This window comes from Salinirussus salinus, from assembly GCF_009831455.1.
In the GTDB taxonomy this organism is placed as follows: domain Archaea; phylum Halobacteriota; class Halobacteria; order Halobacteriales; family Haloarculaceae; genus Salinirussus; species Salinirussus salinus.
In genome coordinates this window covers 676,330-695,283 of the sequence record NZ_WOWO01000004.1, presented here as the reverse complement: position 1 = coordinate 695,283, position 18,954 = coordinate 676,330, and the positions used below count along the sequence as shown (strand labels likewise).

Here is an 18,954-nt window from a genome sequence, read left to right as displayed (position 1 = left end):
ATCATGCAACAAGCGGACGTTCCCATCGTCCCCGGCACGACTGACCCTGTCGAGGAGCCCGAGGAAGTCGTCGAGTTCGGCGAGGACAACGGCTGGCCCGTCGCCATCAAGGCCGAAGGCGGCGGCGGCGGCCGCGGCATGAAGGTCGTCCACGACCCCGAGGAAGCAGAGGACCAGCTCGAGAGCGCAAAGCGGGAGGGCGAAGCCTACTTCGACAACGATTCGGTCTACCTTGAGCGCTACCTTGAAAATCCCCGCCACATCGAAGTCCAGATCCTCGCCGACCACCACGGCAACGTCCGCCATCTGGGTGAACGCGACTGTTCACTCCAGCGCCGCCACCAGAAAGTCATCGAGGAAGGCCCTTCGCCCGCACTCACTGACGACCTCCGGGAAGAGATCGGCGAGGCCGCCCGCCGCGGCGTCCGCGAAGCCAATTACTACAACGCCGGGACTGTCGAGTTCCTCGTCGAGGACCGCGACCGCGAGGACGGCGAACTCCTCGACGTCGGCGACGACTTCTACTTCCTCGAAGTCAACACCCGCATCCAGGTCGAACACTGCGTCACCGAACAGATCACCGGCATCGACATCGTCAAATGGCAACTCCGGGTCGCCCAGGACGAGGAGGTCACCTTCGCCCAAGACGACGTCGAGATCGACGGCCACGCCATGGAGTTCCGGATCAACGCCGAAAACGCCGCTGACGACTTCGCCCCCGCGACTGGCGGCACACTCGACACCTACGATCCCCCGGGCGGCGTCGGAGTCCGCATGGACGACGCCCTCCGGCAGGGCGACGACCTCGTGACCGACTACGACTCGATGATCGCCAAACTCATCGTCGACGGCGAAAGCCGCGAGGAGGTCATCGAGCGCGGCAAGCGGGCGCTCGCGGAGTACGAGATCGAGGGGATCCACACGATCATCCCGTTCCACCGGCTGATGCTCGAGGACGATGCCTTCGTCGCCGGCCACCACACTACGAAATATCTCGACGAGGAACTCGACCCCGAGCGCATCGACGAAGCGCAGGAACGGTGGGGGAAAGAAATCGAGTCGGCGGCCGAAGACGACGAGGAAGTCACCGAGCGCACCTTCACCGTCGAGGTCAACGGCAAACGCTTCGAGGTCGAACTCGAAGAGCGCGGGGCGCCCGCGCTCGACCTCGGCAACGTCGACACCGGCGGCGGGGGTGGGGGAGGCGGCGGTCAGCGCCCCGACCGGGCCGGGCCCGGCTCCGACGGCGGTGGCGGTGGGGGCGGGTCGGCGACGACCGCCGCCGGCCAGCAGGTCACCGCGGAAATGCAGGGCACCGTCCTGGACGTGAACGTCGCCGAAGGCGACGAGGTCGAGGCGGGCGACGTCCTGCTGGTGCTCGAAGCGATGAAGATGGAAAACGACATCGTCGCCGAATCCGGCGGCACCGTCACCGAGGTCGCCGTCGGCCCCGACCAGAGCGTCGACATGGGCGACGTGCTGGTCGTTATCGACTGACGGTACTACCGTCGGTCGTCCGGAGCGCCGGCGACCTGCCCGTTCGTACTGGTCATCGCCTCGGGCCGGACCTGCCGCCCGACGAGCACCAGACTCCCGACGAGGATTATCGCGGCCGCCGGCAGAAGCACCTGGAAGGCCGTCAGCAACACCCCGGAGGCCTGGATCCCGAGGGCGATCAGGACGACCGGGCCACAGCAGGCGGTCCCGGAGAGCAGCGCCGGTATCCCGGCGAGCACGCCCGCGGAGGACTCCAGCCCGCAGGCCGCGGGCTGCTTGCGGGTGAGGTAGGTGAGCCCGAGGTTCAGCCCGACCAGCAGCGCCAGGGTCAGCCCGACGAGCGTGTTCAGCGAGGCCTGGTAGGCGAGCGGGCCGGCCCGGACCAGCGCCACGGGCGCGAAGGAGAGGAACCCCGAGGTGGTTCGGAACAGGGTCCCGAGCGGGTCCGCGGCCAGAACCAGACCGTAGCCCCCGAAGCCGGGCGCGAGGTCGCCGATAGCCCAGAGGTAGCCCAGCAGGTAGAGGACGGTCACACCGGCGACGACCAGCAGGCTGTCCCGACGTCGCAGCGTCAGGGCGGTCGCGGCTCGGGTCCGCGAGAGCGCCGTCTTGAGCCCGCCCTGGCCCCTGGTTCCGTCGGGGTCGCCACCGGCACCGGTGCCGGTGCTGTCGCCGTCGGCTCCGCCGGCCCCGTCCGGGCCGCTGCCCGCCTCACTCGTAGACATTGGTCTCCGGGTAGAAGCCGGTCCACGCGAACCACATCGCGTCGAAGGTGTGGACGCGGTCCAGCGGGAGCCGGTCGAAGGCGCTCTCGCCGGTCGGTCCCCTGACACGGCCGCCGACAACCTCGTAGGCCGCCTCGTCGGGGTTGCGGTAGACGTAGCCGGTGTCGTAGCGCGGGTCGTGGACTGCGAGTACGGGCACGTCGCCGAGCTGTCCCGTCAGCACGCCCGCCTCGCGCAGGCTGTCTTTGAGGAAAGCGACGGCACCCTCGGGCGCCCGGGCGCCCATCACCACCCGCTTGGGGCCGTAGCGGTCGTCCTCCCGCAGCGGCGGGAAGAGCGGGGCGCCGCCGGCGTAGTAGCCGTCGCGGGGGTTGTAGCTGCCGTAGGGGTCGCGGGCGTAGTTGCGGGGGTGGCCGGTCTCCCGCGAGAGCACCCGCGTCTCGGGGTGCTGGTCGCGCCAGCGTCCCCAGGTCGTCCAGATGAGGCGAAATTCCCGCAGCGAGCGGGTCTGTGGGTCGGCGTTCCAGGGACCGGGAATCGCCGTCGCGAGGATCTGGGGCCACCACGTCTCGGTCGCCCGGTCGTACATGATGAGGTTGTCGTTGACCAGCCGGCCCGACACCCCGAAAGTGGTCCCGCCGCGGTCGAAGCCGAGGGCGGTCCCGGTCAGCGGGCAGTAGGTCACGCTGACCGGGTCGCCAGCGAGGTCGTCGTTGACGATCTCGTGGTGGACGAGGATCTTCTGTGGGTAGGCCTTGGCCACGCCGTCCCGAACGACGCCGAAGACCGGGTCGCCGTCGGCGAGAAAGCTGACCTCGGAGGGGGCGATGAAGGAGGGGTCGTCGATGGAGGGGATGCCGTCCTTGTCCGGCCCGCCGGAAACCGCCGCCTCCCGGAGTGCCGACGGCTCCATCGGGAGCGGCAGGCGGGCGTCTGCCGCGGGGACGGTCGCTCCGCTCCCGTCACCGGCCTCGCCGCCGGCGCCCTCGATACAGCCGGCGAGCGTCACCGCGCCGAGCGAGGCGAGCGAGGCGAGGGCCTGCCGCCGCGTGAGTCGGGTCATGGATACCTGTACGGTCAGCGACGGATTAACCGTTGACCGACTGTGCGAGGTCGACACACACCGCTGGCTGCGGGGGCGTGCGCTCGCGCCACGGGTCGCCCGCGTCCCGGCGGTCGCCGCCGTTTATTTGAGCCGGCCGGGCGAACCCGCAGGTATGAACGAGACGCGCCGGCGGGTGCTCGACGCGCTCGCCGAGGGGCCGGTCGCAGGGCCGGCGCTGGCCGACCGGCTGGGAGTCTCGCGAGCGGCGGTCTGGAAACAGGTCGAGGCGCTCCGCGAGGCGGGGTTCGAGGTCGCGAGCACCGAGGAAGGCTATGAACTCCGCGGCGTGCCCGAGTTCGGCGGTGCGGCCGTCGAGTACGGCCTCGAGGCTCCCTTCGAGGTGGAGTACCACGACGCGGTCCCGAGCACGAACGACCGGGCGCGCGAGCTCGCGGCGGAGGGCCGGGAGGACGTGGTCGTGCTGGCGGACGCCCAGACCGGAGGCCGGGGGCGGCTGGACCGGGAGTGGGCCTCGCCGTCCGGCGGCGTCTGGCTGTCCATCCTGGTGCGGCCGGACGTCCCGCCGGCCCACGCGCCCGCGTTCACGCTCGCGGCCGCCGTCGCGACCGCTCGCGCGGCCCGGGAGGCCGGCGCCGACGCCGTCATCAAGTGGCCCAACGACGTCCTCGTGGCCGGCGACAGCGGGGACGACGCGCCGACCGGCGAGCGCAAGCTCGCGGGGATCCTCACCGAGATGGAAGGGGAGGCCGACCGGATTTCGTGGCTGGTCGTCGGGGTCGGCGTGAACGCCAACGTCGACCCCGACGACCTGCCGCCCGGGCAGCCGGCGACGAGCCTGCGCGCCGAGGTCGGCGACGTGGACCGCCGGCTGTTCACCCAGCGGCTGCTCGAGGAGTTCCACGAGCTTCGCGGGGACCTGGCGGGAGTGGTCGACGCCTGGCGCGAGCACGCGGGTACGCTCGGGCGGCAGGTGCGCGTGGAGACGCCAGGCGGCGAGGTCGTCGGCGAGGCCGTCGACGTCCGGTTCCCGGGGGCGCTCGTCGTCGACACTGGCGAGGGTCGTGAGGAAGTCACGGCGGGAGACTGCGAGCACCTGCGGCCGCTGTGAGAGCCGGGAGCGGAGAGCGAGCGGCGGGACGCGGACCCGCGTCCCGCCGCGGTCTCAGTCCGGCGAGACGCGGACGGTCAACACGGGAACCGGCGAGGACCGCACCACGCGCTCGGCGACGCTGCCCAGGATGAGCCGGTCGACGCCGGTCCGGCCGTGGGTTCCCATCACGACCACGTCACACCCCTCCTCGGTCGCGTAGGCGACGATCTCGCGGGCCGGCGACCCGTCGGTGAGCGTCCGCTCGACCGGGACCTCGAGTCGGTCGTCGACGTCGTCGAGCGCCCGTTCACCCTCGGTGTTGAGCTGGCGGCTGACGCCGTCGAACCCTCCTTCGACCGGCAGGTCCGACAGCGAGGCCGTGTCGACGACGTACAGCGCGTGGACGCGGGCGCCGTGCTCGGCGGCGAGTCGGCCCGCGTGGTCGATGACCGCCTCCATCCCCGCGGAGCCGTCGGTCGGGAGCAGGATGTCGTCGTACATGCCTGAACCGAGGATGTGCGGAGGGATATAACCATGTGACGGCGTCACACGGGCGCGGGAGTCGGCCGAAGCGGGTCGTCCCGGCGGGGAAGCGGCCCGTTCCGGCGGTCAGGCGTGGACGACCCGCTTGACGTCGTGGACGCCGGCCCGGCGGACGACCGCCCGGCGGACATCCCGAGCGCCCGCGAGGTTGTCGGAGTCGCCGTCGAGCACGACCAGGTCGGCGGGCCGTCCCTCCTCGACGAGCCCGCAGTCGAGACCGGCGATCTCGGCGCCCGCTCGGGTAGCCATCGCGAGCACCTCGGCGCTGGTGACGTCGAACAGCTTGGCGGTGAACTCCATCTCGCGGAACATCGACGGGCTATTTAAGAAGACGTTGTCGGTGCCCAGCGCGACCGTGGTCCGGTCGAGCAGCTCGCGGACCGGCGGCGTGCCGACGCCGGTGACGATGTTCGAGCGCGGGCAGACGGCCACCGGGATCTCGCTGTCGGCGACCCGCTCGAGGTGGAGTTGCTCCGCGTGGACCATGTGGACCAGGAAGTCGGGGTCAAGATCCAGCGCGGGGTTGATGTCGCCGGGGCCGACCTCGCCGGCGTGGATGCCGAACAGTTTGCCGGCGCGGCCGGTGGCGTTGCGCTCGCGGGTGAAGTCGGCGTCGTCGGCGCCGCTGGCACCGAAGCCGTCGGCGGCCTCCATCGCCGCGGTCGATCCCCGGCCCAGCACCACGGGGTCGACGTCGACGCCCGCGGCGGCCTCCCGGATGGCCTCGACCCCCTCGACGTCACCCTCGCGGAACTCGATGCAGGCGGCCGTCCCCCCCTCGGTCATGAACTGCAGCGAGCGGCGGATCCCGTCGACGACCTCCACGTGGTCGGCCGCCCGCAGCAGCCGGTGTTTGAGGCCGTCCGGCGGTGCGACCAGCTCCTCCAGGGAGAGCCCCTCGCCGGCCTCCTTGGCGATGGAGTCGCCCAGGTGGGTGTGGGCGTTCACGAAGGCGGGGAGGATGACGTCGTCGCTGGGGGTCGTGACCTCCTCGATGGCCGCCACGCGGCCGTCCTCGACGGTGACGCGGGCGTCGACGGGCTCGAACTCCGCCCCCCGGAGGACCGTTCCCTCGAGGATCATCCGTCGACCTCCAGGAAGTCGTCGAGGGTGGCGTTGATCCCCGGCCGGACGTCCCGCACCCGGGAGCCGTCCAGGTCCAGTCCCAGCGCGCGGACGGCGGCGTTGCCGACCCGCTCGCTCTCCTCTGCGGGGGCGTACACGCCGAGGCGCCACTGGTCGCGCTGGGCCGCCCGCAGCGCCCCCACGAGCGTCGACTGGTCGCCCAGCCGGCGGACCTCGCCGTTGACCAGCACCCGCGAGGTCGATTCGGTCATCGCCGGCTCCGGAGGCACGTCGAGGATCACGTGAGAGGGCTCGACGCCTGCCTCGGCGGCGATGTCGGCCTCGAAGGCCCGGACCTCCCCGTGGTCGGCCTGCCGCAGGTCCTCCGGGACGGCGTCCATCTCGGCCCAGACCGCGCGCTTGTGGAGGCGGCGCTGGTCGAGCCGGCGGGCGTACTCCGCGGTCGCCTCCCGCTCGCGCAGCGCCACCAGCAGGTCGTGGTCGTCCATCCGGCGCAGCCGCCCGGGGTCGACCCCGCTCTCGACCAGCCGCTCGGTCCCCCGCCGGAGCATCACCTTCGCGATCCGGGCGACGTGATGCGAGTAGACGGTGGGGTTCATCAGCGCCCGCGCGAGCAGCAGGCTCTCGGCGGTCTGGACGTTGCCCTCGTCGAGGACGAGGTCGCCGTCGACGAAACACAGCTCCCGGACGAGCCGCTGGTGGTCGATGGTGCCGTAGGGGACGCCGGTGTGGTGTGCGTCCCGGACCAGGTAGTCCATCCGGTCGACGTCGAGCTCGCCGGAGACCAGCTGTCCGAACTGTCCCTCGCCGGCGACCAGTCCCGCGATCCGGTCGGGGTTGAGCCCGTGCTCCGAGAGGACGCGGGCGACCTCGCCCTCGCCGACCAGTCCCTCGACCTCGTCGTGGTACTTGCCGGTGTGGCGGTAGATGAGCCCCTCGATGTTGTGGCTGTAGGGGGCGTGACCGATGTCGTGCAGGAGGGCGGCGGCACGCACGCGTTCGGCCTGTCGGCCCTCGACGCCGAGGTGGTCGAGCGCGCGGTCGGCGAGGTGGTAGACGCCGAGGCTGTGCTCGAAGCGGGTGTGGTTGGCGGAGGGGTAGACCAGCACGACAGTCCCGAGCTGCTTGATGTGCCGGAGCCGCTGGACTGGCGGGGTCTCCAGGAGGTCCCGGGCGACGCCCTCGACCGCGATGTGGTCGTGGACGCTGTCCTTGATGGTCGTCATTGGGGGGCGTTTGGCGGTCACCCGGTAAAATCCTCCGTCGTGCGGTCGGGGGGCTGCCGGCTTCCCGTCGGCCGGGCCACCCGAGCGGCGGGCGGGAGCAGACGGTTTATGCCCCGGCGGAACGGCATGGCGGGTATGGTGACGTTCCTCTCCGGCGGGACCGGCACGCCGAAGCTACTGGCGGGTGCCGGCCCCGTCTTCGACCCCGGGGAGACCGCGGTCGTGGCGAACACCGGCGATGACGTGGAGATCGCCGGCCACCTCGTCTGTCCGGACCTCGATACGGTGCTCTTCCTGGGCGGCGACGTGCTCGACCGGGAGACCTGGTGGGGGATCGACGACGACGGCGGCGAGACCCACGCACGACTGGGGGAGCTGGCCGAGGCCGCGGGGCTGGAGGCCGGCCCGCGCTACCTCCCCGCAGAGGCCCAGACCGACGGCCGGGAACTCGCCCGCTGGCGGCGCTTTTCCGGCGTCGCGGAGTTCATGTACATCGGCGACCGGGACCGGGCGGTCCACATCACCCGGACCGGGCTGCTCGACGAGGGGCACACGCTCACGGAGGTCACGCGCACGCTCGCCGACGCGTACGGCCTCGAGTGGGACCTGCTGCCGATGAGCGACGACCCGGTCGCGACGCTCGTCAACACCCCCGAGGGGGAGATGCACTTCCAGGAGTTCTGGGTCGCCCGCGACGGCGAGCCGACCGTCGAGGACGTCGAGTTCCGCGGGAGCGAGGGCGCGCAGGCGACCGACGCCGTGCTCGAGGCGCTCTCCCAGCCTGTGGTGGTCGGCCCCTCGAACCCGGTGACGAGCGTCGGCCCGCTGCTCGCCGTCGACGGCATTCCGGAGGCGCTCGCGGAGACGACTGTCGTCGCCGTCTCGCCGTTTATCGAGGACACAGTCTTCTCCGGGCCGGCCGCGGACCTCATGGAGGGGGTGGGCTACGACCCCTCGACGGCCGGCGTCGCGGAGGCCTACCCCTTCGCCGACGCGTTCGTGCTCGACGAGGCGGACGGCACCGACCTCGACCGCCCGGTCGTCCGGACGGACACGACGCTTGACACCGAGGGAGACGCCACCCGCGTCGCGCGGGCGGTCGAGGACGCGCTGGCCGCAGTGGGGGCGGGCGGATGACCGCGCCCTTCGACCCGCCGGTCGCGCTCGCCAGCCTCTCCGGGGAGGCCGACGCGGCGTGGGCCCGGGCGGCCGAGGCCCACGTCGGCTGTGCCTTCCTCGGGGGGATCGCACTGGACAGAGCCACCCGGGCGGCGGCCCGCGAGATGGTCGACCGCGACCGCTCGGAGTTCCTCCCCCCGGACCCGGTGGCCTTCGTCGACGAGCAGTTCGACGCGCTCGACGGCGCGGACCTCCGTCCGGCGGTCAACGTCCGGAGCGGGACGGCCGACCCGCTCCGGGCGGTCGGGGCGGTCTGTCGCGACCACGGCGCCATCATCGAGGTCAACGCTCACTGCCGCCAGGACGAGATGTGCGCGGCCGGGGCGGGCCACGCCCTCCTCCGGGACGCAGACCGGCTCTGCGAGCAGGTCCGCGCGGCCGGCGAGGCCGGCGCGACGACGAGCGTGAAGGTCCGGACCGAGGTCGAGGGCGTCGACCTGCCCGCGGTCTGCGGGCAGGCGGCGGACGCCGGCGCGGACCTGGTCCACGTGGACGCGATGGACTCCGAGCCCGTCGTCGCGGACGTCGTGTCGGCGGTCGGACCCGGGACGGCGGTCGTGGCGAACAACGGCGTCCGCGACCGCGCGAGCGTCGAGGAGTACCTCCGGTACGGCGCGGACGCGGTCAGCGTCGGCCGGGCCAGCGACGACCTGGACGTGCTCGCGAGCGTGCGGCGCGCGGTCGAGACCTTCTCCGAGCGCCCGAGCCTGGAGGTCCACCCGCGAGCCCGCCAGCGGGGGGAGGAGGCGGGGCCGTGACCGACACGGTGCGCCGGTCGACCGCCGAGAACGCCCAGCTGGCCCTGCTGCTGGAGGTCTCCAGTACGCCCAAGCCGGGCAACGTCGACCGTCACCGCGACCACGACGACCTCCGCTTCGAGCACTTCGTCGCCGGCGCGGTCGGGGCCCGTGAGGGACTGGACCGCGCGGCGGAGGGCGCGCCGGTCGGCGAGGCATTCGAGCGCGCGGTCGCGGGGATGAGCGGCCAGACCGGCGGGAACACCCAGTTCGGCGCGGTCCTGCTCGTGGTGCCGCTGGTCCGGGCGGCCGCCGCGGGCGACCTGACTCCCGAGAGCGCCCGGGCGGTCGTCGGCCGGACGGGCGTCGAGGACGCCGTCGGCTTCTACCGCGCGTTCGAGCACGTCGACGTCGCGGTCGACGACCCCCCGGATGACCTGGCGCTGCCCGACGTGCGCCGGGGCGGGGACGCCGCCCCCGAACTGCGCGAGCGCGGGCTGACGCTTTCGGACGTGATGGCCGAGAGCGCGCCCGGGGACGGCATCGCCCGCGAGTACACGGAGGGGTTCGAGCGCACCTTCCGGACCGCCGACCGCATCCGGGAGGGGTCGGGCCCGGTCACCGACCGCGCCGCCGCGGCATACCTCGCGGCGCTCGCAGCGGAGGTGGACACCTTCGTCGTGACGACCCACGACCGCGAGACCGCCGAGGAGGTCCGCCGGCGCGCCCGGGCGGCCCGCGACGGCGAGGAAGACCCCGAGGAACTGGCCGACGAGCTGGTCGAGCGCGGGATCAACCCCGGCACGACGGCCGACCTCGTCGCCGGCGGCCTGTTCGTCGCCCTCGAGCGCGGGCTGGTGGTCTGACGTGTCCTGGCCGGTCGAACTCCGCGGCGTCACCGAATCGGTCGTGACGACGCCCGGGCCGAACGGGCGCTGGAACGTCGCAGCACTGGGGTTACACGCCACTGCAGACAGTCCCGACCCGGTCCGCGCGCGCACCTGGGGTCGGACGCGCACGCGGCGCAACTTCACCGAGCGCGGCGAGGGCTACGTCCAGTTCACCCGCGACCCCGTCGACTTCACCGAGGCCGCCCTCGCCGTCCGGGAGGAGGGCGAGCCGGTTCTCGACAGCGCGGACGCCTGGGTCCGGGTCGCAGTCGAGCGGGTCGGCGAGGGAACCGAGGGCAACACCGGGTGGGTCGACTGGCACCTCCACCCCGAAGAGTCGGCCGTCGAGCGGGCGGTCGTGCCGACGACCAACCGCGGGTACGGCGCGGTCGTCGAGGCGACGGTCGCAGCCTCCCGGCTCGACGTCGGTGCCTACGACGCCGACGAGCTTCGCGACCGGCTGAACTACTTTGCCGGGGTCGTCGAACGCTGCGGTGGCCCCCGGGAGCGGGAGGCGCTCGCCCGGATGCGCGAACTGGTCGAGTGGTGACGGCACGCACAGCGAGCCGTCGAACGTGGCGGGCGGAGCACGGTCCGCTGGCCGGTACCCGCCCCGAGTCGAATCCTTTTAGACGGCCAGCCAGCTACGTGGGGTCACGATGGCCATCAAGCCCGCCTACGTCAAGAAGACCGCGACCCTCCTGATGGAGCGATACCCGGACGCCTTCGGCCCCGACTTCGAGCACAACAAGGAGGTCGTCGAGGAGCTGACCAACATCGAGTCCAAGGGCGTCCGCAACCGGGTCGCGGGCTACGTCACTCACAAGCAGGGCAGCCAGACCGCCGAAGCCTGAGCGACCCCGACCCGGAGGCGTCTCCCTCGGGTCGTCTGTTTCCGTTCTCTCCCGGCGGCCGCGGTCCTTTCCAAACTGTTTTGACCCGCCTATCTGCTACGGGAGAGTATGACAACGCGAGTCGGTATCATCGGCGCGACGGGGGCGGTCGGCCAGCGACTCATCCAGCTCATCGACCCTCATCCGGAGTTCGAGGTGGCCGCGCTGACCGCGAGCGAGGACAGCGCCGGCAGCACCTACCGCGAGGCCGCCAAGTGGCGCATCTCCACGCCCATCCCCGAGCGCGTCGCTGACATGGAGGTCGGCGAGACGAGTCCCGAAGCCATCCCCGACGACGTCTCGCTGGTGTTCTCCTCGCTGCCCTCCAGTGTCGGCGAGGCCGTCGAGCCCGCGTTCTGTGAGGCCGGCTACGTCGTCTCCTCGAACTCCTCGAACGCCCGGACCGACGAGGACGTCCCACTGACGATCCCCGAGGTCAACGCCGACCACATCGACCTCCTGGAGGTCCAGCGCGACCGCCGGGGCTGGGACGGCGCGCTCGTCAAGAACCCCAACTGCTCGACGATCACGATGGTGCCGCCGCTTGCTGCCCTGGAGGAGGCGTTCGGGCTGGAGCGAGTAACAGTATCGACCCTGCAGGCCGTCTCGGGAGCGGGCTACTCCGGGGTCACCTCGATGGAGATCATCGACAACGCGATCCCTCACATCGGCGGCGAGGAGGCCAAGATGGAGACCGAGTCCCGCAAGCTACTCGGCACGTTCGACGGCGCCGAGGTGGAGTGGCTCGACGCCCGCGTCGACGCCTCCTGTAACCGGATCCCCACCCTGGACGGGCACCTCGAGAACGTCTGGACCGACCTCGCGGAGGAGGCGACGCCAGAGGCGGCCGCCGAGGCGATGCGGTCGTACCCCACCCTCGGGTTGCACAGCTCGCCCGGCCAGCTTGTCCACGTCTTCGAGGAGCCCGACCGGCCTCAGCCCCGGCTCGACCGCGACCGGGAGAACGGGATGGCCATCGCCGCCGGCGGTCTCCAGGCGACCGAGGGCGGGCTCCAGTTCAACTGTCTCGCCCACAACACGCTCCGCGGGGCCGCGGGGGCGTCGCTGCTGAACGGCGAACTCCTGCTGGAGAACGGCTACATCTGAACGCCCGCCGTCCGCGACGGGTGCCGAGCGGTACCGTCGCCCGATGACAGGAGCTTTAATAGCCGACGGAGCGGCGTGTGGGTATGGAACGCGTCGACGTCGCCATCGTCGGCGGCGGGCCCGCGGGAACGTCCGCCGCCTGGGCCGCCGCCGCGGCCGGCGCGAACGCGCTCGTCCTCGAGAAAGGGGTCCCCCGGGCCGACCGCGACGGGCTCGGCCCCGACTCGACGGACGCCGCCGGGATGCTCGACTACTGGGTCGACCTGATGGACCTGCCCGTCGACGTCCCCGACGAGGTCGTCCTCCGGACCCTGGAGGGGGCTGACTTCATCGGCCCGGCCGAGACGCTCTCGATCGACGACACCGGACTCGATGCCTCGTATCCCGACTTCGGCTTCGCCTTCGACCGGGCGGGGTTCGACGACTGGCTCCGGGAAGAGGCCGAAGCCGCCGGCGCGACCTACCGGGTCGGGGACAGCGTCACCGGCGTCGACTCCGACCTGGCGGGACCCGACGGGCCGACCCACACCCTCGACCTCTCCGGCGGCGAGACCGTCGAGGCCGGAGCGCTGGTGCTCGCCGACGGCCCACAGCGGACGGTCACCGGGCCGGCGCTGAACCAGTTTCTCGACACGTCGCTGGGCGAGCGGATGCCCTCGACGGAGGTGAACCACATCGCCTACCAGGAGCACCGCCGGCTTCCCGCCGAGCTGTTCGAGCCCGACCGGCTGAAGTTCTGGTGGGGGTACATGCCCGGCCACACCGCCTACCCGTGGGTCTTTCCCAACGACGACAGCGTCGCCCGGGTCGGGCTGACGATGCCCATCGGGCTGGACATCGACGAGTTCGAGCGCTCGGAGTGGGCGCTGCTCCGCGAGGACGACGACGCCATTCCCGGGGGCTCGGAGTACCTCCGTCGGCTGCTGGCCCGGGAGTACCCCGGGTACGACATCGATGACTTCCCGCTGGTGGAGGACCGCGGGAAACGCGGTGGCACCGAGACGTATCCCATCTCCTCGACCCGACCGATCGAGTCACCCACCGCCGCGAACGTCGCCGTCGTCGGTGGCGCGATGGGCGCGACCTCCGCCTTCCACGAGGGCGGTGACCACGTCGCCGTCCGGACGGGGCGGGTCGCCGGGCGGCTGGCCGCCGAGGACGACCTCGGGCGGTACAACGACGCCTGGCAGGCAGCCATCGGCGAGGAGGTACTCCGGAACGTCACGCTCGCGGACATCGTCGAGCCCTACGGGCCCGACGACTGGGACCGGGCGTTCAAGGCTGCCGACACGATGCTCAACCGCGGGGAGTACAGCCTCCTCAGCCTGCTGCGGTCGGGGCTGACCGGCATCCGGATGGTCCGGACCTACCGGAAGACCAAGGCCCGCTTCGCCGACGGCGCGTACGTCCAGCTCCGGGAGTCCGAGTACTCCGTCTAGCGGCAGCCTGAAGGCACTCGGCCGGCAAGTCCCGGTGCGTGCCCAATCCCCGCCCGAGCACACCCACGCGGGTGCGATGACAGTACGGTGATCCCAGGCATGCGACACGCGCTGGGGCGGTTTCGGCCGTCTCGGCAGTCGGAGGCGCCTGGCGGTGCCTCCCGCCCGGACGGCTCGCGCCGTCAGGGCAACCGGGGACGCCACACCGGCGTCCCCCGCCCGGCACGAGGGTTAGCCGGCCGACGCGGCACACCGCCCGGGGATGACGCCGGTCGTTAGTGTTCCGGGCGTACATTTCACAGACACTCTCTGAGAGGAAACTCTCGCCAGCCCAGTCAGCAGTATGTTTTTGCGGGAGTAGCAGCAACGTGTAGATATGTCCGAGGGAGAATCCCGGCGGATCGCACACGAGCTGATGAGCGAGCCCCATATTCGAGGCCGTCGAGTCAGCGTCCGCCAGGTGTACGCCCTCGTCGAAGAACGCGGTGAAAGCCCCGAAGCTGTTGCCGATCGGTACGATCTTGACGTAGCTGACGTGTACCACGCGCTGGCGTACTATCACGATCATCCGCGAGAGATGCGTGACGTAGAAGACGAGCGCGACGATGCGATAGCGGACTTCCGCGAGTCGATCGACCGTCCCGAAGGCGTCGATCCCGATACCGCCTGAGATGAGCGGGTGGCGCTTTCTTCTCGATGAGAACATCGATCCGAAGATGGCGACGTATTTAGAGAAGGAAGGGATCCACGCCGAGCACGTCCGTGATGCCCTCTGGCAAGGAGCCGATGACAAGGCGGACGTCTTACCGTACGCCCGAGAACACGAACTGATTATCCTGACGAGCGACGTGAAGGATTTCGGTGGGTTACCATCCGGAGCTCATACTGGTGTCGTTCTCCTCTACGACGATACGATGCCGGCGTATCAGGTCGCGGCTGGCCTAATTACGATGACCGACGCGTATCAGAATCGTGATTCGTTCGGTGGACGCGAGGAACTCGACCCGTGGGTTTGATCGAGGATACTGATTGTACGACGTTGAATCTTCAAATCAGCCAAGACACTTCCACCGAGCCTACTAGTAGGTCCTCGCCCGGTAGTGTTCCGGGCGTGCATTCTGGGACCGAGAACACCGGCGAGAGGTCTGGCCCCTCCGGCCGCTACACCTCCGTCTCCTGAGTGTTCGAAGGGGGCTCTTCCGTCCCGGAGCGCGGGGGGTATCGCATCTTCCAGCTCAGTTTGTGGAGTTCGACCGCGACCGCGATGGTCAGGGCGACGGCTCCGAGGATGAGCCACTGTTCCAGCGCGACAGGTGCCGTTCCGAGAACCGCCTGGGCGGGCGGGAAGTACATCGCCCCGAGGTGGACCAGAAACGCCGCAGCCGTCCCGGCGAGCAGTATCGGGCTCCCAAGCGGCGACAGCCGGAACAGCGAGGTCGTCTCGGACCGGGCGTTCCCGATGTTGACGACCTCGAACAGAACGACGAGTAACAGCAGGTGGTTGCGAGCGGCAGCCTCGGAGAGTCCCTGGTCGAGCAGCCAGACGAAGGCCCCGAACCCGACCACGCCGATCACGAGCGCGGAGACGAGCGTCCGCTCGACCATGACCCGGTTGAAGACCCGCTCGTCCGGCGGGCGCGGCGGACGGTCCAGTACGTCTCCCTCCTTCGGTTCGAACGCCAGAGCGACGTCCTGGATCCCGTTCGTGACGAGATTCAGCCAGAGGATCTGGACGGGTAACAGCGGCAGCGGCAGGCCGGCTACGAGGCTCAACAGGACGAGCACCACTTCGCCGGCACCGGTGGAGATGAGCAGGAAGATCACCTTGCGGATGTTGTCGAAGGCCACCCGTCCCTGTTCGATGCCCGCGACGATCGTCGCGAAGTTGTCGTCGCTGATGACGAGTTCGGCCGCGTCGCGGGCGACGTCCGTGCCCATCTTTCCCATGGCGATGCCGATGTTCGCCTGGCGGAGTGCCGGGGCGTCGTTGACGCCGTCACCCGTCACGGCGACGTAGTGCCCGAGGCCCCGGGCGGCCTCGACGATTTCGAGTTTCTGGTCGGGCGAGACGCGTGCGAACACGCGGGTCGTCTCGAGGAGTTCCGCGAGCCGCTCCCGCGAGGCGTCCATCAGCTCGGTCCCGGTGGTGACCTCGTCTGCCGACTCGGCGAGCCCGAGTTCGCGGGCGATAGCGAGTGCCGTCTCCGGATGGTCGCCCGTGATCATCGTGACCGTGATGCCGGCCCGCTGTGCCGACGCGACCGCCTCCGCGACGCCGGAGCGAAGCGGGTCGACCATCCCGAGAAAGCCCAAGAAGGTCAGGTCGGCAGGTTCGGACGGAAGCTGGCCCGGCTCGGACTCCAGCCGTCCGTCGGCGACGGCGAGCACGCGGTAGCCGTCGTGGGCCATCTCGGTCGCCCGCTGTTCGAGCGCCGACCGTGAGAACGCCCCCTCGCTCGCGTCCGTACACATCTCCAGAACGCGCTCGGGTGCCCCCTTGACGAATACCCGTGTCCCCCCGTCCGCCCGGTGGAACGTCGCCGCGTACCGCTGCTCCGGTTCGAAGGGAACCTCGCCGGTCTGTGGGTGTGCATCGAGCGCCGGCTGGCGGGACCATCCGAGCTTGCGACCGAACGCGAGCAGCGCGACGTCCGTCGGGTCACCGCGCCACGTCCACCCGTCGTCGCGCCGGGAGAGGTGTCCCTCGTTACAGAGCACGGAAGCCCGGGCGAGACGGGACAGCTCGTCCGCACGCTCCGGTTCCGGAGGGTGTCCATCTCTAAGGACGTCACCCTCGGGTGTGTACCCCTCGCCGGTCACCTCGAGCGTGGTGCCCCCGGGGAGCTGGACCCGGGTGACGGTCAGCTCGTTGGCCGTCAGCGTCCCGGTCTTGTCCGAGGCGATCATCGTACAGCTGCCCAGCCCCTCGACGGCTACCAGCCGACGGACGATGACACCGACCGTCGCCATGCGCCGGCTGGCGACACCCAGCGCGACGGTGATCCCGACGGGGAGCCCCTCGGGGATGGCCGACACGGCCAGTGCGACGGCGAACAGGAACATCTCGACGGCGTCGTACTGCTGGAGGAAAACGCCGAGGAGCGCGGTGAGTGCCGCGGCCACGAGCACGACGAGCCCGACGGCCCGGGTGAACCGCTCCATGCGGGTCACGAGCGGCGGCTGACCACCCTCGACGGCAGTGACGTCCTCGGCCAGCCGGCCGACCACCGTGTCGGCACCGGTCTCGACGACCACGCCGCGGCCACGGCCACGGTTGACCACCGTGCCCGCGTACGCCATATTGTCCCGGTCACCGAGTACGGTCCGGTCGTCCCCCTCCCAGTCCGCGTCTTTCAGGACGGGGGCTGACTCGCCGGTGAGTGCCGACTCGTCGACCTCCAGGCCGTGTGTCGAGACCAGCCGGATATCCGCCGGGACGCGGAACCCCGATTCGAGGAGCACCACGTCACCCGGGACGATGTCCTCGCCGTCGACGTCGCGCGTCTCCCCGTCCCGGACCACCGTCGCGCGGGTTCGGATGAGTTGCTGGAGCGCCTGGCTGCTGCGCTCTGCACGCCACTCCTGGATACCCCCGACCAGCGCGTTGACGAGCAACACCGCAGCGATGAACGCGGCGTCAGTCCCCTCGCCGATGGCGAAGGAGACGACTGCAGCGAGACCGAGGATGTAGATGAGCGGGTTCTTGAACTGACGGACGAAGACCTCCCACACAGTGGTCGGCTTGGCCTTCGGGATCCGGTTCGGCCCGTGTTCGGAACGCCGGCGTGTGGCTTCCTCCGTCGAGAGTCCCCCGGAGTCCGCGTCGAGCGCGTCGTAGACCTGGCCGAGCCCCGTGGAGTACCAGTGTTCGGTGTCCGCCGAGGAAGGGCCGGCCATCGGATACCGGAGGTACGCCAGGTGAGAACTTAGTAGCCAGTGGCCAGTACTGTGTGGATAGCTGGCCCGCTATACGCCGACTCGAGGGTGTTTTGCATCCGGGATCAGGGTCGAGACGCGGTTTCCGGCTCCCGGAGACGGTCCTCTTCAGCTCGGGGGTCGCTCCGGCTGCTCAGCTCAACCGTCAGTACGGGCGCCGGACAGCCACACCCGACCGTCGCCGGGGGGTTCTGGACCGGGACGCGTGAGCGGCTCCCAGCCCGAGCCTGGTAGGTCACGCAGGGGAATTTTCCGCCGGCCCCCGGAACCCACGGTATGGCCACCGTCCTGGAGTTCACGAGCCCGGCCGAGGCGTTTCCCCTCGGGACTATCTTCGAGAACCTGCCGGGAGCGACAGTCGAACTGGAGCGGCTCGTTCCCCACGACGCCCTCATCGTCCCCTACTTCTGGGTCCGCGGCGAGGAGATGACGGACATCGAGGCCGCCTTCGAGAGCCACGCCGGCGTGAGAGAGGTCGGGCTCGTCGACAGCCTCGAGGACGAGTACCTCATGCGCGCCGCCTGGGACCGGGAGTACGTGGGCATCCTGAGCGCCCTCTCGGAGGCCCGGCTCGTCGTGCTCTCGGCAACGGGGACCAGCGAGGGGTGGACCTTCGAGGTCCGCGGCGAGGGCCACGAGGAGATAGGCGAGTTCCGGAGCTACTGCCAGGAACACGACATCCCGATCCACATCACCGCCGTTCACGCGCTGCTTCCGATACAGGGCGAGGGGTACGAGCTGACCGACAAACAGCGCGAGGCACTGGTGGCGGCCTACGAACGGGGGTACTTCGACTCGCCGCGCGCAACCTCGCTGGAAGCGGTCGCCGACGCGCTCGGGATCACCCAGCAGTCGCTGTCCTCCCGGCTCAGACGCGGCCACCGGCGGCTGATCGCCGCGACGCTCGTACAGGAGTAGCCGCGGCCCGCTTCCCGGCACCGGTATATATCTGCTGTATAGTAAGTGCAGGAGTTGAATCTGCCGTGTCCGCTCTGTTCGAGTAGATGAGTACGGTAACGCGAGCCGGCGTCGAGTTGGAACAGGTAACACCCGACTGGGAGCCCGAGGTGACCCGGTTCGAGTACGACCAGGACACGACCCCCGCGAGCATGGCCGTCGTCGCGGCGGTGTCGGCGGCGACCGGGATCGACCCGGAGGAGATAGAGCCGCTCGGGGCTGTGGTCGACGCCGACGCGCTCGACGCGCTCGGGCGCCCCCGGAGCGCGATGGCGGGCAGCAGCGTCCAGGTCACGCTGTCGCTCGAACGCCGGACGGTGAGCGTCGACACTCACGGGGCGGTGACAGTGACCTCCGACGAGCGGGTCGGCGTCCGGAGTGAGGGAGTCAACGCCGGATGACCGACGGGGAGTGGTCGCCGGCATCCGGGGCGGAACTGAACGCCGAACTGGAGGAACTCCTCGGGCGCGCCGACGCGAACGGCGTCGACGTCGAGGGCGGGTGGTCGTGTCACGCCGGCGGCGACCGCCCGGACTGGGACGTGGTCGTCACCGAAGTCCGAACGTCCGGGGAGTGAGGCTCC

The 18,954-nt window shown here is 70.7% G+C and carries 20 protein-coding genes; 14 read left to right on the top strand and 6 right to left on the bottom strand.

Translation table 11 applies throughout. From position 1 onward, the window contains the following. Positions 1-1,497 (top strand): ATP-binding protein (locus GN153_RS17395; RefSeq protein WP_159905013.1); only part of this gene is annotated, 1,497 nt, incomplete at its 5' end. 5 nt (positions 1,498-1,502) lie between these two features. On the opposite strand, the gene GN153_RS17390 is transcribed toward GN153_RS17395, so the two are convergent. Both GN153_RS17390 and GN153_RS17385 read right to left on the bottom strand, forming a co-directional pair. After that, the gene (locus tag GN153_RS17390) at positions 1,503-2,222 is read right to left on the bottom strand and encodes a hypothetical protein (RefSeq protein ID WP_236544844.1); all 720 of its coding nucleotides are present in this window, start codon (positions 2,220-2,222) and stop codon (positions 1,503-1,505) included. Continuing rightward, complete coding sequence (locus tag GN153_RS17385; RefSeq protein ID WP_159905011.1) at positions 2,209-3,285, bottom strand: DUF3179 domain-containing protein; 1,077 nt, start codon at positions 3,283-3,285, stop codon at positions 2,209-2,211. Before GN153_RS17385 ends, GN153_RS17390 begins: the two co-directional genes overlap by 14 nt. Positions 3,286-3,439: 154 nt before the next feature. On the opposite strand from GN153_RS17385, the gene GN153_RS17380 reads away from it, so the two are divergent. After that, positions 3,440-4,396, top strand: a complete 957-nt coding sequence (locus GN153_RS17380; RefSeq protein WP_159905009.1) for a biotin--[acetyl-CoA-carboxylase] ligase — start codon at positions 3,440-3,442, stop codon at positions 4,394-4,396. 54 nt (positions 4,397-4,450) lie between these two features. Here GN153_RS17380 and GN153_RS17375 read toward each other — a convergent pair whose 3' ends face one another. From GN153_RS17375 to GN153_RS17365, 3 genes are all read right to left on the bottom strand, one after another. Beyond that, a complete protein-coding gene (locus GN153_RS17375) occupies positions 4,451-4,879 on the bottom strand; it encodes a universal stress protein (protein ID WP_159905007.1) in 429 nt (142 codons plus the stop codon). A 108-nt stretch (positions 4,880-4,987) separates the two neighbouring features. Then, entirely contained in the window at positions 4,988-6,004 is a 1,017-nt protein-coding gene (locus tag GN153_RS17370; RefSeq protein ID WP_159905005.1) for an amidohydrolase family protein, read from the bottom strand. After that, a complete protein-coding gene (locus GN153_RS17365; RefSeq protein ID WP_159905003.1) occupies positions 6,001-7,233 on the bottom strand; it encodes an HD domain-containing protein in 1,233 nt (410 codons plus the stop codon). Before GN153_RS17365 ends, GN153_RS17370 begins: the two co-directional genes overlap by 4 nt. Positions 7,234-7,368: 135 nt before the next feature. On the opposite strand from GN153_RS17365, the gene cofD reads away from it, so the two are divergent. The 9 genes from cofD to GN153_RS17320 all read left to right on the top strand — a co-directional run bounded on the left by cofD (position 7,369) and on the right by GN153_RS17320 (position 14,494). Further along, a complete protein-coding gene (gene cofD, locus GN153_RS17360) occupies positions 7,369-8,370 on the top strand; it encodes a 2-phospho-L-lactate transferase (RefSeq protein ID WP_159905001.1) in 1,002 nt (333 codons plus the stop codon). Then, positions 8,367-9,170, top strand: a complete 804-nt coding sequence (locus GN153_RS17355) for a tRNA-dihydrouridine synthase (RefSeq protein ID WP_159904999.1) — start codon at positions 8,367-8,369, stop codon at positions 9,168-9,170. The genes cofD and GN153_RS17355 overlap by 4 nt, the downstream gene beginning before the upstream one ends. After that, positions 9,167-10,015, top strand: coding sequence for a triphosphoribosyl-dephospho-CoA synthase (locus tag GN153_RS17350; protein ID WP_236544843.1), 849 nt, complete (start codon positions 9,167-9,169; stop codon positions 10,013-10,015). The genes GN153_RS17355 and GN153_RS17350 overlap by 4 nt, the downstream gene beginning before the upstream one ends. A 1-nt stretch (position 10,016) precedes the next feature. Then, positions 10,017-10,589, top strand: coding sequence for a DUF447 domain-containing protein (locus tag GN153_RS17345; RefSeq protein ID WP_159904997.1), 573 nt, complete (start codon positions 10,017-10,019; stop codon positions 10,587-10,589). Positions 10,590-10,698: 109 nt separating this feature from the next. After that, on the top strand, positions 10,699-10,893 hold the full coding sequence (locus tag GN153_RS17340) for a 30S ribosomal protein S17e (protein WP_159904995.1): 195 nt from the start codon (positions 10,699-10,701) through the stop codon (positions 10,891-10,893). 108 nt (positions 10,894-11,001) lie between these two features. Further along, positions 11,002-12,039 (top strand): aspartate-semialdehyde dehydrogenase, encoded by a 1,038-nt coding sequence (asd, locus tag GN153_RS17335; protein ID WP_159904993.1) that lies wholly within the window; start codon positions 11,002-11,004, stop codon positions 12,037-12,039. Positions 12,040-12,122: 83 nt separating this feature from the next. Continuing rightward, complete coding sequence (locus tag GN153_RS17330; protein WP_159904991.1) at positions 12,123-13,478, top strand: NAD(P)/FAD-dependent oxidoreductase; 1,356 nt, start codon at positions 12,123-12,125, stop codon at positions 13,476-13,478. A 376-nt stretch (positions 13,479-13,854) separates the two neighbouring features. Further along, positions 13,855-14,148, top strand: coding sequence for a DUF433 domain-containing protein (locus GN153_RS17325; RefSeq protein ID WP_159904989.1), 294 nt, complete (start codon positions 13,855-13,857; stop codon positions 14,146-14,148). A 1-nt stretch (position 14,149) separates the two neighbouring features. Continuing rightward, entirely contained in the window at positions 14,150-14,494 is a 345-nt protein-coding gene (locus GN153_RS17320; protein ID WP_159904987.1) for a DUF5615 family PIN-like protein, read from the top strand. 145 nt (positions 14,495-14,639) lie between these two features. Here the strand turns inward: GN153_RS17320 and GN153_RS17315 are convergent, their stop codons facing one another. After that, entirely contained in the window at positions 14,640-17,375 is a 2,736-nt protein-coding gene (locus tag GN153_RS17315; RefSeq protein ID WP_159904985.1) for a cation-translocating P-type ATPase, read from the bottom strand. 315 nt (positions 17,376-17,690) lie between these two features. On the opposite strand from GN153_RS17315, the gene GN153_RS17310 reads away from it, so the two are divergent. The 3 genes from GN153_RS17310 to GN153_RS17300 all read left to right on the top strand — a co-directional run bounded on the left by GN153_RS17310 (position 17,691) and on the right by GN153_RS17300 (position 18,948). Then, on the top strand, positions 17,691-18,332 hold the full coding sequence (locus GN153_RS17310; RefSeq protein ID WP_159904983.1) for a helix-turn-helix domain-containing protein: 642 nt from the start codon (positions 17,691-17,693) through the stop codon (positions 18,330-18,332). An 86-nt stretch (positions 18,333-18,418) separates the two neighbouring features. After that, entirely contained in the window at positions 18,419-18,772 is a 354-nt protein-coding gene (locus GN153_RS17305; RefSeq protein ID WP_159904981.1) for a HalOD1 output domain-containing protein, read from the top strand. After that, positions 18,769-18,948 (top strand): hypothetical protein, encoded by a 180-nt coding sequence (locus GN153_RS17300; protein WP_159904979.1) that lies wholly within the window; start codon positions 18,769-18,771, stop codon positions 18,946-18,948. The genes GN153_RS17305 and GN153_RS17300 overlap by 4 nt, the downstream gene beginning before the upstream one ends. The last annotated feature ends 6 nt before the right edge of the window (positions 18,949-18,954 follow it).